We start from the raw sequence: 16,954 nt of genomic DNA, 5'->3' as shown, positions 1-16,954 counted from the left end.
TTACCCTTATGTCCAAGTACCATTCCCACCGATGAATACCCAGAATGTCCCATCCCACATGAACTCCCCGGTCCAGAATTCATGATTATTTCCGACTCCTGGGTGACTGATGCCCTTATAATCGGATCCTAGATTTACAGACCAACCACCGCCATTGACATTGCGGAGCAGTATCATTATGCAACGCCCAACCCTAACATCCTCCACGGCTGGATTTTCTATTATGGTATCCGTGACGACGTCAATACGAACATTATCTTTTGGCGTCACTCTTGAATCTGAGTATCTAGTGAAAGGTACGATGCGCCGAAGCGTAGAATCCTTTTTCGTCATCATTTGAGCATGAGTTTCAGACTCAAGATGCATTGGATCTTGAATATCTTTCAGCAACCATGTCGCATCAGCACGTATAGTGTTGGGTGCAGACATTCTTAACCCATCCACGACCCCACTGCCACGAAACTCTACGCCCGTATTGACTCCTACCGTTTGAGAACAATTAAATTCTAAATTTTTCAGGTCAGCATTTTCTAATGCAGTTGTGGAAAACAACTTTCCATCAATGCTAGATGATCCTGTAATTTTTAGTCTATTGACCACAGGTCGGGTTGTTGTAATGTGAGAGTTTCCGAGATACGCCAACACACGTGACGGTGCAGCTTCAATTTCCAGGTCAGTGATTGTCAGCTCTTCTCCTGAAGCGTTCAATGCGATGTCACCATCCCATTTGCCAAATATTCGTCCTTTCTTAATTCTAGGTCGAATAGGGTTTTCACCCAACGAAACACATGCTGTCTTCAGATGAATTCCACGATCCTCATAAGTTCCATAAAATTCCAGATTAGCATCTTCCGTACCGACAGCTGTCTCAACGGCACCTCGTGAAAAGACTCCAGTCGATACTATCCGCGTCCTTACGATTCCGTTTCCATATATTAGTGATAAGCCATCGGCAATTATCTGTATATCGCTGTCTAGAATGGCTTGCGTTATAAAGGCATGGCCATTATCCGATACTGTTTTGATTCCGCGCATTTCGATGTTTTCGACGGCATGCATCCTGCAGGATTCGCCGTAAGAAGTAACGTCATATCCAAGATCTCTCGACATTGGCACTAGCATATAGTCGCCATTTTTCGAGACACCGGAATCTAGCTTGATAACAACGCCAGCATTTGTAACCGAAATGATCCTTCGATGACAGACTGCACTTGGCAATGGTCTCGTGCCTTCAGCCGGTTGCGTATTATCCGTTGTCAAGACGGTAACGAGATCACCAGCTTCAGGAATATAGGTTATTGGATTGGACCAGTCTTTCAGCGTATTATTCCATCGACCCGATATCGTTATCTTGCTATCACCTCTTGAGAGCTTCCCAATATAGTGCGCCGACTGGGTCTCTCCCTTTACACGGGCAAAATCGCTTCGTGAACACCTTCCAAATATTAGGCAACTGCTATCAAAATGCTCCGCTGTGTCAGAAGCAACGTTGCGTATAGTGGCTCCCTTGGAAACTATTTGATTATTGCTGCGTACATATAGTGCCTGGCTGGTCAGAAAAACTTTCGGCAACATTAATTTATTTGATGCTTCACATTCGAAAAAAGCTTTGAGTTCGGTGTATTCATCATTTTCATTGTTGCCATACGCATTGAAGTCTGTTGTCGAGGCAGACTCTGAAAACTTGTCACTAATTTTTCGAATGGCTGGCGCACCAGTTATCTCAACGCCAATTTTTCCTACATCCCTATTTCCTACTATTTCTTGTACTGCCTTTAGTGTATCTCCAGCATGAACAAATACTTTGATTTTTTTTGTATTCTCGTCATAATCCCATTCGGTTTTTCTTTCCAGCTCCACAATCTTCCCATGTCGCTTGGCAAATAAAGAAAATCCTAAATGGTTGGGATTGACAAGCGCACCGGAAAACGATGCTAAATCAACTGTATTTTCACCTTCCGTCAATGCTCTATCGTAAGTAGCAATTTTAGCTTCAGGCTTGAATGCTATCGTGCGTGCAAAATCTCCAATCGGTCGAGAATCTTCTGTATCGGTAGCCTTGATATTTTCAGGATCAAAGAATTGCACTCTAACCCTGTGGTCAAGCTCAGCGCTAGACACGCGAATGTCATACTTCCCATTTGGTGCCGCTACCTTTATTTGCCCATCAACATCGGCTTTGAAAGGATTACCCAAAGGATTTCCGTCGACATCTTCCAGGCCGGAAACCAAATCCGTGGTGCCGGGATAATAGAGGTATACGAGTGCCCGGGGCACGACATTGCCATCTGCATTCTGAGCGAAGAAGGTTTTGATTTCCATGAAATATCTCAGAATACGTTCGCCAGATCACTAGAAATTATCTTACCCCAATTATTACAGATTAAACCTTATCCCACCGAGGCGCTTATAAGAAACTGATAGCACAATCGCTGTCACTGATAGCACAGCTATTTTGAGCATTGTACCACTGACATCGCCACCGACGAGGAAGAAAGAAACCCATATTATGCACATCATATATATTAGAGAAAAAACGGCATTGTTGTTATTCACGAAGGTATTATAAAAAATCTTTATCGCCACTCCATAAATGAATGAAGACAACAGTGACAAAGCCAAGCCAAAATTAGAGTACATTTCTCCGAACAAGCTTGGTGGAGACCCCGTTCTGACATTTTCGCCTAAGCCAAACAGCACTTGACCGTAAAAAGGGCCTGGTCTTAGTACGACATTATCAACCATCCAGTCAGGGAGCAGGTAAAAGAACCATGCGAATACGGTTTTGCCATATAAAAATGGGTGCTCTCTTGGAAAAATCTCCAGCATGAGAGATATTTTGTAAATATCTACCATATTGTGTTTCAAGAAGATTGAACTTAAAAACTGATCAACAATCGAGAACTCAAGATCTTCCGATTGACCATGTGCAAATCCTCTCAGGCCTCCCATCACGCCAATAACAACGACAATAGGAACGACCACTTTCAGGATTTCTTCAAATTTTAGCGGCTTATAGAAATAATGCCGCAACATCATTAGCGTTATGAGATTATAAACTATGAGACTTCTGCTACTAATCATGAACGGAAAGATTGAAGAAATGAACACCAAGGCTATTACAACCAACCACTTTTGCCTATTTATGATGTCATTCTTTTTATAATAGGCCATCATTAAAATAATTGCGATATAAAAACAGAACTGTGAGAGGGTACGAAAAATCCCTACTAACCCTCCCCCACCTTCAAGATCATCCGCATTTCTTTTTCTCGACAAGCTTGCAAAGTCACTAAGGCTGATATTAAAAACCTTATACAAATAAGCTGACGCCACTATTCCTAAAATTGCAAAAGCAAAAACATACACTTTTTGGGGAATTGAGCCAATCTTGCTGAATTCATACTCAGGAAGATTTATATACTTATTTCCTGCCATCAGGAAACCAGAAACATAAAAAAACCCACATGCCGTTAAAAAGACAAGCGCAGTAGCCAACTGTGCTTCGCTGACCCCATCAGCAAATGAAATCACTTCATCAAGGTTATAATTTGCATACACATAGTATAATTTAAGCGAAGTTCCAAGAAAGACAGATATCCAGATAAACGAGTGAGGAGAGAAGATATCACCCGATGAACTTCCATAGTAAAAAGGTATAGAGATTACGATCATCAATAAACATAGCAGAAAGTAAATTTCAGGCCTCATTGTTGATGAGAAAGTTACCCAGGCTCCTGCGGCAAAATAAAGAACAATCAATATTGATAAATAAAATCTATACCTTGGCATCTTCATATTCTAAAGCTGCCCCGCAACGCAATCTCGTATTTTCCCAGCACAGAATTCATACTGTCTTTAAAGTTTTCATCAATAATCTCTTTCACTTTCTTTTTATGCTCATTCCTTTGTTCATTCGGGTTAGGAACACGAAGACTAACGTCTTTATCATTTCCAGTATTAGTTTCAATTTTCTTTATTTTTTCCTGTACCACTGCCGTCTTGTCTTCCTCTCCAACTTTAGAAGAGTGCGTCTTCAGGTTATATTTTTTCTGTATGACCTCCATGATTCTTTCAGGGTTGCTAACGATATCACTGAAATTAAATACTAAAACATTACTCGATTTTATATTATTAATGGCATCCAGATAATCTTCATATTTCAGGATGCAGAGCTGAATGTTGCCTAAGGCGTCTATTTTCTCATATTCATGGCCATAGCGATGAAGTACATAGGAAGAGATCGAGCCATAGGGTTCTCGTAATGTAAAAACAGCTTTTTTATTGAAAAAACTTGCATAATATACAGCTGCTGGAGCATGAAAATGATGACCAATCCGATTTTGGGGGAAATCAAACGTTTCCATAAAATAGTGAGTCAAGAAAGTGTTCGCAGTCCTCGGATAACCATCGATAATGAAGTCATTAGAGAAGAGAAATTTTCTACTCCCATCGAAGGGCCTTTTATTAATTCCACTCAACGCTCCGTAAATTAACCAATTATTTCTCAACATCCTGGAGTGATTATATTGTCCCTTCATGCTTAGCCCCGTTAGAAATTCAATTGAAGTGTTTCCAGTATTTCTTGACATCGACTCCAGCCAAGTTTATCAAGCTATCGACATCATTTTCGAAATAAGTGACAAGCTCGTTTTTGAACTTATCTGGAACTTCGTATTTCCCAGGCTTTGAATTCAGACTACTGATCTTTTCTCTAACTTTTTTCCTCATATTTCTTGTGAGTATTTTCTTCGAAACCGAGGATAAAAACCCACTGGGTCTTACGAGACTCTGTATCGCTTGGTTTTTTACGACTCTTGCTTCATTATGTTTTGAAAACTCAACATTGGCGGCCGTAACTCCTAGCCAATTGCAAATATCGACATACCCACTGTCAATATTGTCAAATAACTCTTCATATATGAATATTTTTACGTTACTTTCTCCGAACTCATTAATATATTGCTCTACCTGACTTGCATATCTTGCTCTTTCTATATATTCAAACCTATGTATTCCTTGCTTTATATACTTGCTGTCATGCCTTCTTTCTTTAATCGACTTGACCGCATCTTGGTAGCTCAGTTTCTCTCTTCCATTTCTCACGTTGTGCTGCCAAAGAGAGAATGACATATTCACAGGGTTTCTTAGAGAAATTATTATTTTTGTATTTTCGGCACAGCTATTTTTTATCCTCTTCGGCGCATCGCCATCATATAAATATGAAGTTGAGCACTCTCCAACTATAGCTTCGCCCGCATGTCCATCAAAAATTTTCAAATACTCTTCTTCATCTTTGATACCCTCAGGATTATTTGAAAAGTAGTTTGGCTCCTTGAAGTCCGGGAAAAACACGTCCGGACTCTCTTTCAAGTATTCATAAAGTGCAGTCGTGCCACTTTTAGGAGCGCCAACAATGAATAAGTTCAAGTCCTTCAGTAACATTCTATCCTCTTCCAAATAGCAGTCTATTCAAGACAATATCGGTATAGATATCACTGTTTGATCCACTTGCTAGCATCCTTGGCTTCCCAGTGCGGGAAGTGCTTGCGAATCAGGGCGTTCAGCTCGACCTCGAAGGCTTGCCAGTCGACCTGCTCACGCTTGCCGTCTGAGGCCTGGGTCGCACCGCGGATCATCCCCGCCCCCACCGTCACGTTGGTCAGGCGGTCGACGACGATGAAACTGCCGGTCCCCGGGCTTTTGCGGTAATCGTCTAGCGGGATCTCGGCGGTCAGCTCGACCTCGCAATGGGCGATGGCATTCAGCGCCAGCGAATCCGTGGGATGCCGCTCCAGGGTGTTGACATCGATCTGGTAGTCGATGGCACGGATCTCGCCGGACAGGTCGCGGGTCGCCAGCTTGAAGTCATAGAGCTTGCCAGGTTCCAGGGCCGTGTCGTGCATCCACACGATATCGGCCGTGAAGGCATTGGATAGCGGCACCTCGGCATTGGCCGCGACCAGCCAGTCGCCACGCGAGATGTCGATCTCATCGTGCAATGTCACGGTGATCGCCTGCCCCGGATAGGCGGCTTCCAGGTCACCGTCGTAGGTGACGATGCGTTCGACCGTCGAACGCTTGCCCGACGGCAAGGCCTTGACCGCCTGGCCCGGGCGCAGGATACCGGCGGCCAGCGTGCCGCAGTAGCCGCGGAAGTCCAGATTGGGCCGGTTGACGTACTGCACCGGCAAACGCAAGTCGCGAAGGTTGCTGTCGTGAGCGATCTCCACCGTTTCCAGCAGTTCGAGCAACGCCGGGCCCTCATACCAAGGGGTACGCTCGCTCGGGTTGACCACGTTGTCGCCTTCCAGCGCCGACATCGGCACGAAGCGGATATCGCGGGCATTGAGGTTCTCGGCAAAGGCCCGGTAGTCGGCGACGATCTCGTCGAAACGGTCGTGCGAGAAGTCGACCAGGTCCATCTTGTTGACCGCGATCACCAGGTGCTGGATACCCAGCAGGTCGGCGATGAAGCTGTGCCGCCGGGTCTGGGTCTGTACCCCGTAGCGCGCGTCGATCAGGATCACCGCCAGGCTCGCCGTCGAGGCCCCAGTGGCCATGTTACGCGTGTACTGCTCGTGCCCCGGGGTGTCGGCGATGATGAACTTGCGCTTGTCGGTGGAGAAGAAGCGGTAGGCGACGTCGATGGTGATGCCCTGCTCACGCTCGGACTGCAGCCCATCGACCAACAGCGCCAGGTCCACGGCATCGCCGGTGGTGCCGCTGGTCTTCGACGCCTGGGTGATGGCGGCGAGCTGATCCTCGTAGATCATCTTCGAATCGTGCAAGAGCCGCCCGATCAGCGTTGACTTGCCGTCGTCGACGCTGCCGCAGGTGATGAAGCGCAGCAGGTCCTTGTTCTCGTGTTCCTGGAGGTAGGCTTCGATGTTTTCCGAGATAAGGGCTGATTGGTGTGACATGAGAAAACCTTAAGATAAAAAATGAAAGTCACTGCCACAGGTGATGAAGCGCAGCAGGTCCTTGTTCTCGTGTTCCTGGAGGTAGGCTTCGATGTTTTCCGAGATAAGGGCTGATTGGTGTGACACAGGTTTTCTCCATCCTGGTGAAGAACACGAGCGCTGCGAGCTCCGAGCGGCGGGCTACGAGCAGGCCGTGCTCTCTTCATGTTTGGCGGGTATCGTTAATGGCGAGTGCTTCTCGGAGGCTACGAGTCTCAATATCCAGCTCATAGCTCATAGCTCATAGCTCGTAGCTCGTAGCTCGTAGCTCGTTGCTCAGAAGTACCCTTCCCTCTTCTTCTTCTCCATCGACCCAGCCTGGTCATGGTCGATGGCGCGGCCGGAGCGTTCGCTGGTCCGTGTGAGCAGCATCTCCTGGATGATCTCGGGCAGCGTGGCAGCCTTGGATTCCACCGCCCCGGTCAGCGGGTAGCAGCCCAGCGTGCGGAAGCGCACCCACTTCTCTTCGGGCACTTCGCCGGGTTCGAGCGGCAGGCGCTCGTCGTCGACCATGATCTGCATGCCGTCGCGCTCGACCACCGGGCGCGGCGCGGCGTAGTACAGCGGCACGATGGGGATCGACTCGAGGTAGATGTACTGCCAGATATCCAGCTCGGTCCAGTTGGAGAGCGGGAACACGCGGATCGACTCGCCCTTGTTGACCTTGGCGTTGTAGACGTTCCACAGCTCCGGGCGCTGGTTCTTGGGGTCCCAGCGGTGGTACTTGTCGCGGAACGAGTAGACCCGCTCCTTGGCCCGCGAGGCTTCCTCGTCGCGCCGCGCCCCGCCGAAGGCGGCATCGAAGCCGTGCTGGTCCAGTGCCTGCTTGAGCGCCTGGGTCTTCATGATGTCGGTGTACTTGGCGCTGCCGTGATCGAAGGGGTTGATGCCCGCCGCCACGCCTTCCTGGTTGATGTGCTCGATCAGTTCCATGCCCACCTCCGCCGCCATGCGGTTGCGGAACTCGATCATCTCGCGGAACTTCCAGGTGGTGTTGACGTGCATCAGCGGGAACGGCGGCGTGCCGGGATAGAAGGCCTTGCGCGCCAGGTGCAGCATCACCGAGGAATCCTTGCCGATGGAGTACAGCATGACGGGATTACGGAACTCGGCAGCCACTTCGCGGATGATATGAATCGACTCCGCTTCCAGCTGTTTCAGGTGGGTCGCACGTTCGGGCGAAATAGTTGGTGTATCACTGAGTACAGTCGCTTGATTGGACATGATGATGGTCCTTTTTATGAGCAATCATTCAGACGCCGGGAGATTCACATGGGGACGTCGTTGTTCACTCCATGAGCCCCGGCTTATGAGCGTCAATCAGGAAGTTGGGACGGCGTTTAGCGCATACGACAACGCCTCTTCCCATTGGGGGCTGCGTTGGCCACAGGCGATAAAGAAAGGATTGAGCAAGCTGTCCTGCTGGTTGCAACGCAGTGGCTCGAGCGTATGGGCATTGAATACTTCTCCACCGGCGGCCATGACGACAGCTTGTGCAGCAGCGGTATCCCATTCAGATGTAGGGGCCAGACGCGGATACAGGTCGGCAGCGCCTTCGGCCACCAAGCAAAGCTTGAGGGAACTGCCCATGGAAACACGCTCATGTCGAGGCAACTGAGCACAGAAGGCCTCGAATTCGGCTGAGCCATGGGAGCGGCTACCCACGACTTTCCAAGCCGCCTGTTCAGGATTGGGCAAGCCGCGCACATTGATAGGCGCCGCCTGGCCATCCTGAACTTTCCAGGCACCTACACCCTCCTGCCCCCACCAGCTAATCCCAAGTACCGGTGCGTGAACGATACCGAATACCGGCACGCCTTCTTCTATCAATGCCACATTCAAGGTGAACTCACCGTTTTTCTTGATGAACTCCTTGGTGCCATCCAAGGGATCAAGAAGCCAATAGCGTTTCCAACCTTGGCGTGTCTCGAAAGGTATCTCACCAGACTCCTCGGAAAGAATCGGAATCTGTGGAGTCAGTTCCTCGAGCAATGCCACCAAGGCGTGGTGCGAGGCCATATCGGCTTCCGTCAGAGGACTCTGGTCGGCCTTCGTCTCCACCTCAAAGTCACGCTGATAGATATCGAGCACCCGCCTACCAGCTGCTTCCACGCCATTCAATAACGCTTGGCACTGTTCATGATCAGGGCGGTAAAAGTCGCTTCGTTGCATCAGCTTGCCTCCTGCATATCGGTTCGCATCCATTTAAGTAGATTGGGTGTCGGCAGCATCCAGATCCCCAACTTGCGCCAGGCGAACATCAATGCCGTCAGGTTCTGCAATACAAGCACCAGTGCAAGGGCCCAAGCGGCTCCCAAGGCACCAAAAGGCGGAATCAAGATAAAGAACATCGATAGCCCAATGGCGTTAGACACCAGGGCGATATTGCGCATCAGCTTTTCGTGACCGGTCATATTCAGCAAGAAACCCACCGGTCCAGTCGCCACATTGATCAATTGAGCTAATGCAATGATTCTCAAAAGATTTTCCGCCTGAGTAAACTCCGGCCCAAAGAGACTCAATACCCACTGGGGAACCAGTAGACAGAGCAGTAGCATAGGAGTGGCAAGGCCCAAGCCTATCAACACGCCTTTACGCGCAAGCGCGCTAAGCCCTGCCATGTCACGCTGGCGATAGAGAGCGGCAAAACGTGGTGGCAGCACCGCATTGATGACTAACAGGATGAAGTTGATCAGCAGTGCCGTACGCTCGGCTGCCTTGAATAAGCCAAGCTGGGCGCTATCAAGCAACCAACCGGCAATCAATATGCTCACTACCTGTTGCATCAATAGCGCCAGGCTCAATACGAAGAATGCATGCGAGCTCGCGGAGAATTCCTGCTTCGTTGCCGGTACTTCCGCTGTGTGAAGCTGTTGCGACTTCAGCCAACGCCAAGCCTGCCAGGCGCCTTGGGCCAACACGAGCCAACTTGCCAGTGCCAAAGCCCAACCAGCATTGGCAACCCCCTCCGTCGGCCATATGGCATTCAACCCCAGCACCGGGAGACAAGCGACCAGCGCGATACTGCCATTCTCCAGCAAACAAGCCGTCGCGGGTTTACGAATCCCCTTCATGAAACCACCCACCACGAATGCCAGGGTAACGGCGGGAATGACGAGAGAAATTCCAACGAGCACACCAGGAAGTGCCCCAGCGTCGAACCAATCCCCTAAATGGCCTCGCAACAGGAAGATCGTTGCCGCTGCCACAAGGCTGAGTAGACCTGCCTTGCGTATTGCCCATCTCAAGTAAACAACAATCTCTTTGGACTGATGATCCTGGCCGACATAACGCATCAGGGCATTATTCATGCCGTAGCGTGCAAGGATTGCTGCACCCACATACAGACTCTGCGCCAGTGCAAAGACCCCCACCCCGGCAGGGCCATATAAACGGCCCAATATCATCGCCAGCAATAGGCCACCCAAGGCGGCGATACCACGGGCGATGAAGGTACGTGCCAGAGAGATTGCCAGTTCGCCTTTCAGGCGTTTGACCAATTGCATCAAGTACTCCAGGAACGGTCCATGCTCACGACTGCTGAGTCATCAGGCCGCCACAAAGGCTACATAGCCTTATCGTCAGAATGACCAAATCATGGGAATCAATGCCACCGCCGTACCGCCGACCAGCAAGCTAAGCGGCAGACCAATGCGGAAATAATCGACCATGCGATACCCTCCCGGACCGTAGACCATCAGGTTGGTCTGGTAGCCCAGGGGAGTCATGAAACTGGCGGAAGCCGCCATCATGATCGCGATGGCAAACGGTATCGCATTGACTCCGAGTTGATCCGCCACCGCCGTGGCAACGGGAAACATCAATACTGCCGCCGCGTTGTTGGTGATGAGTTCGGTAAATAGCACCGTCAAGGCATAGACCAACGCCAGCGCCACCCAGGGAGAGGCGACGCCTCCCACCAGCAAGCCGGCAATGGCCTGGGCGGCGCCGGTCTTCGTCATTGCGGCCCCTAATGCGAAGGAGGCGGCAATCACGATCAACACCTGCAGGTTGATATAGCGACGTGCCTTACTGGCCGTGATACTGCGAGTAACCAGCATCACGCCAGCAGCCAGAAACGCTGCTTTGAGGATGCTCAACACACCAAAAGCACTTAGCGACACCATGGCGCCAAGTATCACCAACGCCAAGGGGGCCTTGCGGTAATCAGGGGGAGTGGAGTCGTTGAGTGCACTGACCAACAGGAAGTCCTTGCGGTAGCGATATTGATCGACGAAATCCTGGGCAGTTTCCAACAATAGGGTATCGCCTACGCGCAGCTTGATATCACCGACCTTGCCCGGCAGACGCCGCCCCTCACGGGAAATCGATAAGATCACTGCCTGAAAACGCGAACGAAAACGCGACTCACGGATACTCTGCCCCAGCCCCGCGAAGTCAGGCCCTATTACGGCTTCCACCAAACAGCGGCGATGATGTGCAATATCCAGCTTATGTACATCGCCATTGGCCGGTTTCAGGCCATGGATCCTACGCAACTCGCGAGCACATTCCGGCGCCCCGATGAATACCAGGATATCGCGAGCCTGCAACTCGGTTTCCGGCGCCACCACGGTCAATAATCGCTCACCACGCTGGATCTCAGCCAGATAGCCGTGGCGCAGGTGACGAAGCCCAGCTTCCTGGATCGTCTTGCCCACCAATGGCCCTCCGGACTCGACCAACACCTCGACACAATATTCACGTGCCTGGTCGAACTGCTCGATCACGCTATCGCGGTTGGGTAGCAGACGATCGGCGAACAGCCACAGGAAAGCACCACCCACGAACAGCAGCGGCACACCCACCCAGGCCAATTCGAACATGCCCAGGGCAATATCCATCTGGCTTTGCAGCAAACCATCGACCACCAAATTGGTACTGGTGCCGATCAAGGTACAGGTGCCACCCAGAATGGCGGCATAACTCAAGGGAAGCAGTAACTTGGAGGGAGGGAGTCTGAGCCGGTTGGCCCACTCCTGAACAGCGGGGATGAACATTGCCACCACGGTGGTATTGTTCATGAAAGCACTGAGGCCACCTGTCGGCAGCAGCATTCGCAACTGGGCTCGCTTGAGACTACGTGGCTGCCCAAGCAAGCGGTGAGCGATCCACTGCACTGCACCCGTCTCCTTGAGACCGGCAGCGACCACATAGAGGGTGGCAATGGTCATCACCCCAGGATTGGAGAAGCCTTGCAGGGCTTCCCCCGGCGTCAATACACCAGCGATGACCAAGGCGGTCAACGCCGCCATCAACACCACGTCCGGTGCAATGCGTGTCAGCACCAGACCAGCGAGTACCGCCGCTACGACGGTTATGGAGAAGTAAGCATCCCAGTCCATTGGGGGCCTATAGGTTGGTGAGGTTCGTGAATTGATGAAAACAGGTGAAAGCAACCAAGGATGTCTCACCGTCTTGTCACAGTCGAAGATATGCTTTCGGCAGGCGTGCCAAACCAACCCGACTCTTTGACGCTCTAGGGCGTCTAGACCTGGGCTGGAAGAGAAAAGCACCGATCCAGGCGCTCTTTCTCCCATCCTCTTTCTTTCATCTTCTTTCTTTTTATCTTTCTTCTTTCTTCCTCTTCCTTCTATTTGTACGAGTAGCTGTAATACCCATAGCCATAACTGGTAGCTGCCTTGTGCTCCATGGCATTGAGGATGCAGCCCTTCACTTCCACACCGGCATTTCCCAATCGGCGCTGGGCAATACCGATCTCTTTGGGAGGATTGAGTTGGAAGCGAGCAATCATCAAGGTGGTTCCCACCTGTTTGCCGACAATGGCGGCATCAGTCACCGCCAGGATCGGAGGCGTATCAATGATGACAAGGTCATAACTCGGACTGAGTTCATCCAGCAAGCGAGTAAAGCTCTCATGCATCAACAGTTCCGAGGGATTGGGTGGCGCCATGCCACGCGATATATAGTGCAGCCCATCGATCTCGCTAGTTCTTATGGCACTTCCCCGATCGATCTTGCCCGACAGCAGTTCAGAGAGGCCGTGTTCGGATTTACCACCAAAAGCGGTATGGACATGCCCCTTGCGCATATCGGCATCAATCACCAGCACCCTCTGCCCACCTTGGGCACATACTGCCGCCAGGTTGACACTAACGAAGCTCTTGCCGATGCCCGGGCTAGGGCCTGTGATCATCATACGGTTATTGCTAGATTCCAGCATCGCAAAATGCAGGCTGGTACGCAGGCCACGTAATGCTTCGATAGCCGTATCGGAAGGATTGCTGTGCGCCAGCACACCGTTAGGTACATCCTTCGCCGTTGCATCGTGGCGCCGCTTGACGCGCTTGACCAGTTTCTGCTGCTCCTCGGAAAGCGGCACCGTGGCATACACCGGTATGCCCAGTTCCTCGAGTTGCTCAGGGCTCTCCACACCACGGTTGAAAGCGGCACGAACCAATACCCAACCGACAGCCAGCAGCCCTCCCAGCAGCAGCGACACCATCACGATTAGCGGCTTATTGGGAGAGACAGGGGCTGGGATAATGTCAGCCTCATCAAGGATGCGAACATTACCGACAGTACTGGCTTCAGCGATCTCCATCTCCTGCACTTTGTTGAGCAACTGGATATAGATTTGCTGATTGACCTCGACATCGCGCTTCAGGCGTAGAATCTCTTGCTGAGTCTCGGGCATGGCACTGATCCGCTCATCGAGCTTGTCACGCTCGCGCTCCAACTGCCTTTTCTTGTCCAGCAACGCCGCATAAGTGGGGTGCCCCGGAGTAAATCGCTGAGCGAGATCGGACTCGGCGAACTCCAACTCATTGAGCTTCCCTTCCAGATTGACCAACCGTTCCAACACCGACTCGGTTTCCAACGTCATGTCGACGCTTTCCTGCTGAGTGCGATAGCGGTTGAACTTGTTCTCCGCCGCCTGCAACTCACCACGCACCTTCGGCACCTGCTCGTCGAGAAACTCGAGGCTCCTGCGCGCCTCCGCCGACTGACGGCGTATATTCTGAGACAGGTAAATATCGGCAATGGTGTTGAGGGTCTCTTTAATCGCCTGACGATCAGGGCCGGTCAGTGACAAGTTAAGAATCCCGGTTTCCGTCCCTTGCTCTTTAATTACCAAAGCCTGGCGTAGTTCGATAAACGCCTGCATCCGACTCTTGCGGGTAATGTCGAATCGGGCACCGGGCGCCGCCGACAGCGATTTGACCCGCAATGCCACAGCGCCATCGAGGAAGTCCACCAGTTCTCCAACACGGCCTTCACCCACGCGCTCACCATCATAGAACAGGGCATAACGCTGACTATCCAGTACTTCCAGCGTAAAAGTCTCACCGCGATAGTCGTCGATTACCGGCATCTCGTTGATTTCGAGGCTCTCCCCCGCCCAGGTACTGCCCCAGCCATTCAGGAAGCCGGGACGTTCGACCCCACGGCGCGCCAAGAAGTCACCGATCAGCGGCAACCGCTTGGGCTCAACCACGATATCCATGTTGAGCAAGTCCACCGCCTGTCCCAACACCATGCGTGAGCGGATGATTTCGATCTCAGCCTGTGACGGAGGCTCGACCCCGAGCAGGCTGGATACGTCCTCGAGTGGGTTCGACGGCGACTCTTCCTCGACCTGCACCAGAGCCTCGGCATGGTAGATCGGTGTAGCCAGGAGCGCATAGATCCCGCCCATGACGACAAATATTCCGGTGATCACCGCAATCAGCCATTTGTGGTCTATTAAAAGACCTACCAGACGGCCAATATCGATTTGATCGTCAGAGGAAGATGGTGCGGCAGGAGATTGAGACATACGAGTACCTAAAGAAAACAAGAAAGAGGTCGATATCCGACCCTATGGGGATGTATTCAGGCTCGATGAGATTTGTGCAGCGATCAGCCAGTATGTTCGAAGACATTCTGGCTGATCTCCTCAGTGGCCAGGCTAGGGATGCCGGCCTACTGCAGTTTCTGCGCCCATGCGTCGGCGGCTCGAGTCAGCAATTGATGAACATGGGCAAAGACTTCCGGGCTCTTGCGGTAGGGATCGGGGATTTCCACTCCCTGACGCTGCTCTCCTTCCAGCCAACGGCCGTACAACATGGTCTTGCCCATGGCGGCTGGCAACAGTTCACCAATGGCCCGGCGCTGGCCTTCGCTCATCACCAGAATCAGATCGGCGTCTTGCAACATTTCCAAGGTGACTTGTCGTGCCCGGTGAGCACCAAGTTCCAGACCATCGGCTTCCCCCAGGCGTAAGGCGTTGGGATCGACGCCTTTTCCTACAAGAGCGCCTAAGCCGGCCGACGCCACCCGCTTGCCAGGGCAAAGTCGCTTGAGCAAGGCCTCACCAACCGGGCTGCGGCAAATATTGCCAGTACATACCACCAGGATGTGATCAAACATCGTGTTTACTGACCATTCAAATCATTAGCTGCATCAGTTGCATAACCGGGCAGGCGGGCCGAGGGCAGCAGCAGGCTGATCACGCGATTCCAGCGAGCCAGCGGAGCGGCGGTAACATAGACCACATCCTGAGGCTGCAGTATGAAGCCGTTACCTAGTGTCAAGGCCGCCGCATTCCTGATGTCCAGTTGGTAGACGGTCGCCAACTTGCCACTATCCGGTGCCTGACCACGAACCACGAAGATTCCCGAAGGCTCGGCAGTCTCTTCTTGAATTCCACCGGCACGAGCCAAGGCATCCGTCAATGAGACCGGCTCGTTACCCAGCGTTATGTTGCCCGGGGAATTCACCTGCCCCATGACCGCTACACTCTGATCTTCCGCCGTCGGCACATGCAACACATCACCATCCTGGAGCAAGCGGTTCTGGCTCTGGTCGCCCTCTCGCATCAAAGCATACAGCGACACGGACGATTCGACACCATTGCGAGTCAATATGGCGTTATTCCAGTTGGCATGCTCTTCGGGCCCACCGGCTTGGCTGATGGCGTCCATGATGGTCATGGGCACGTTGGTAATCGGCAATGAACCAGGCTCAGCAACGGCACCGCTCACATAAACCCGCTTGGAGTAGAAGGCAGCCACATCGACATCCACCTGAGGCTTGGCAATCACAGCGGTGAGTCGTTGAGTCAAATCACGGCGGATCTCGTCGAGCGTCTTTCCGGCAACGCTCACCCTTCCGATATAGGGGTAGAAGATAGTGCCATCGCTGCGCACTCGATTGCCTGCCTCCTCGGCACTACGCTCGCCACCGGCAGGAATAGTCAATTCGGGATGATCATAGACCGTAATGGTGAGCACATCGCCGGCACCGACCAAATACTCGTACTCCTCGATTTGCTGCCGAAGCTCGGGCGACATGTCGGTTGAAGCGTCATCCTTCCCAAGCATTTCACGATAGGAGGCCACCAGGCCTGGGGTGATGGGCTCGATATCGACCAGATCATCGATAGGAGCGCTATCGGTCTGATAGTCGATATGGCCACCTGGCGCCAGAGAGCAGCCAGTCAATGTGCTGGCTGCCAGCATGAAAACAGGCAACCAGCGGCGACGGAGTCGTAGGGTCATTGGCACATCCATGCTGAAAAATCCGGGCACGCTACCGCCCCAGGGTGTCACGGCTCGATCCCTGAGGCCCAGTCAACGATTTGTATTTTCTAAATTTCAGCCAACGGGCAGCCATCCTTTTCAAGACATCCCGTCAGCACAATACGCAATATGAACCTATCCGCGATCCATCTATGCACGACACGGATCGACAACTTCCCCCAACATCGACAGGGAAAATTGCAACTCAAACCATTTCATTAAGGTACATTAATTTCGTCATACCTTACACGCAAAACCATGCCAATCAAGATAACGAATACTCACTTTTGCGAGAATTTGTTACATGATCATGACTGAATAATCCTCAGTGTCTCCAAAAGGAAACATTCGTTCATTTTGAAGATCTCATACAGCAAAATCAACACAATGAGGAAACAATATTATTTAATATCATATACTTACAAAATACAGAAAACGGCATAAACATACCAACCATGCATCTTTCAA

The 16,954-nt window shown here is 51.5% G+C and carries 12 protein-coding genes; all 12 read right to left on the bottom strand.

Translation table 11 applies throughout. The annotated features are described in order from the left end of the window. Nucleotides 1-6 precede the first annotated feature (6 nt). Complete coding sequence (locus L861_RS02085; protein ID WP_016414884.1) at nt 7-2,322, bottom strand: hypothetical protein; 2,316 nt, start codon at nt 2,320-2,322, stop codon at nt 7-9. A gap of 54 nt (nt 2,323-2,376) precedes the next feature. Then, on the bottom strand, nt 2,377-3,792 hold the full coding sequence (locus L861_RS02080) for an O-antigen polymerase (protein ID WP_161629067.1): 1,416 nt from the start codon (nt 3,790-3,792) through the stop codon (nt 2,377-2,379). A gap of 2 nt (nt 3,793-3,794) precedes the next feature. Continuing rightward, entirely contained in the window at nt 3,795-4,541 is a 747-nt protein-coding gene (locus L861_RS02075; RefSeq protein ID WP_016414882.1) for a sulfotransferase family protein, read from the bottom strand. A 19-nt stretch (nt 4,542-4,560) separates the two neighbouring features. After that, the gene (locus L861_RS02070) at nt 4,561-5,445 is read right to left on the bottom strand and encodes a sulfotransferase domain-containing protein (RefSeq protein WP_016414881.1); all 885 of its coding nucleotides are present in this window, start codon (nt 5,443-5,445) and stop codon (nt 4,561-4,563) included. Nucleotides 5,446-5,495: 50 nt separating this feature from the next. Then, entirely contained in the window at nt 5,496-6,923 is a 1,428-nt protein-coding gene (cysN, locus tag L861_RS02065; protein ID WP_016414880.1) for a sulfate adenylyltransferase subunit CysN, read from the bottom strand. A gap of 315 nt (nt 6,924-7,238) precedes the next feature. Further along, nucleotides 7,239-8,186 (bottom strand): sulfate adenylyltransferase subunit CysD, encoded by a 948-nt coding sequence (gene cysD / locus L861_RS02060; protein ID WP_016414878.1) that lies wholly within the window; start codon nt 8,184-8,186, stop codon nt 7,239-7,241. A 96-nt stretch (nt 8,187-8,282) separates the two neighbouring features. Further along, nucleotides 8,283-9,134 carry a 3'(2'),5'-bisphosphate nucleotidase CysQ gene (gene cysQ, locus L861_RS02055; protein ID WP_016414877.1) on the bottom strand — a complete coding sequence of 284 codons (852 nt, stop codon included), beginning with the start codon at nt 9,132-9,134 and terminating at the stop codon, nt 8,283-8,285. After that, entirely contained in the window at nt 9,134-10,468 is a 1,335-nt protein-coding gene (locus L861_RS02050; protein WP_016414876.1) for a lipopolysaccharide biosynthesis protein, read from the bottom strand. The genes cysQ and L861_RS02050 overlap by 1 nt, the downstream gene beginning before the upstream one ends. A gap of 75 nt (nt 10,469-10,543) precedes the next feature. Next, nucleotides 10,544-12,307: an SLC13 family permease gene (locus L861_RS02045; protein WP_016414875.1), complete on the bottom strand. Its 1,764-nt coding sequence runs from the start codon at nt 12,305-12,307 to the stop codon at nt 10,544-10,546. Between the two features lie 248 nt (nt 12,308-12,555). Beyond that, nucleotides 12,556-14,742 carry a polysaccharide biosynthesis tyrosine autokinase gene (locus L861_RS02040; protein ID WP_021029083.1) on the bottom strand — a complete coding sequence of 729 codons (2,187 nt, stop codon included), beginning with the start codon at nt 14,740-14,742 and terminating at the stop codon, nt 12,556-12,558. A gap of 146 nt (nt 14,743-14,888) precedes the next feature. Next, complete coding sequence (locus L861_RS02035) at nt 14,889-15,335, bottom strand: low molecular weight protein-tyrosine-phosphatase (RefSeq protein WP_016414872.1); 447 nt, start codon at nt 15,333-15,335, stop codon at nt 14,889-14,891. Nucleotides 15,336-15,340: 5 nt separating this feature from the next. Then, nucleotides 15,341-16,465 carry a polysaccharide export protein gene (locus L861_RS02030; protein ID WP_016414871.1) on the bottom strand — a complete coding sequence of 375 codons (1,125 nt, stop codon included), beginning with the start codon at nt 16,463-16,465 and terminating at the stop codon, nt 15,341-15,343. Nucleotides 16,466-16,954: the final 489 nt, after the last annotated feature.

It is taken from the genome of Litchfieldella anticariensis FP35 = DSM 16096 (assembly GCF_000409775.1).
GTDB classification, from domain to species: domain Bacteria; phylum Pseudomonadota; class Gammaproteobacteria; order Pseudomonadales; family Halomonadaceae; genus Litchfieldella; species Litchfieldella anticariensis.
This window is presented reverse-complemented; position numbering and strand designations above follow the sequence as displayed.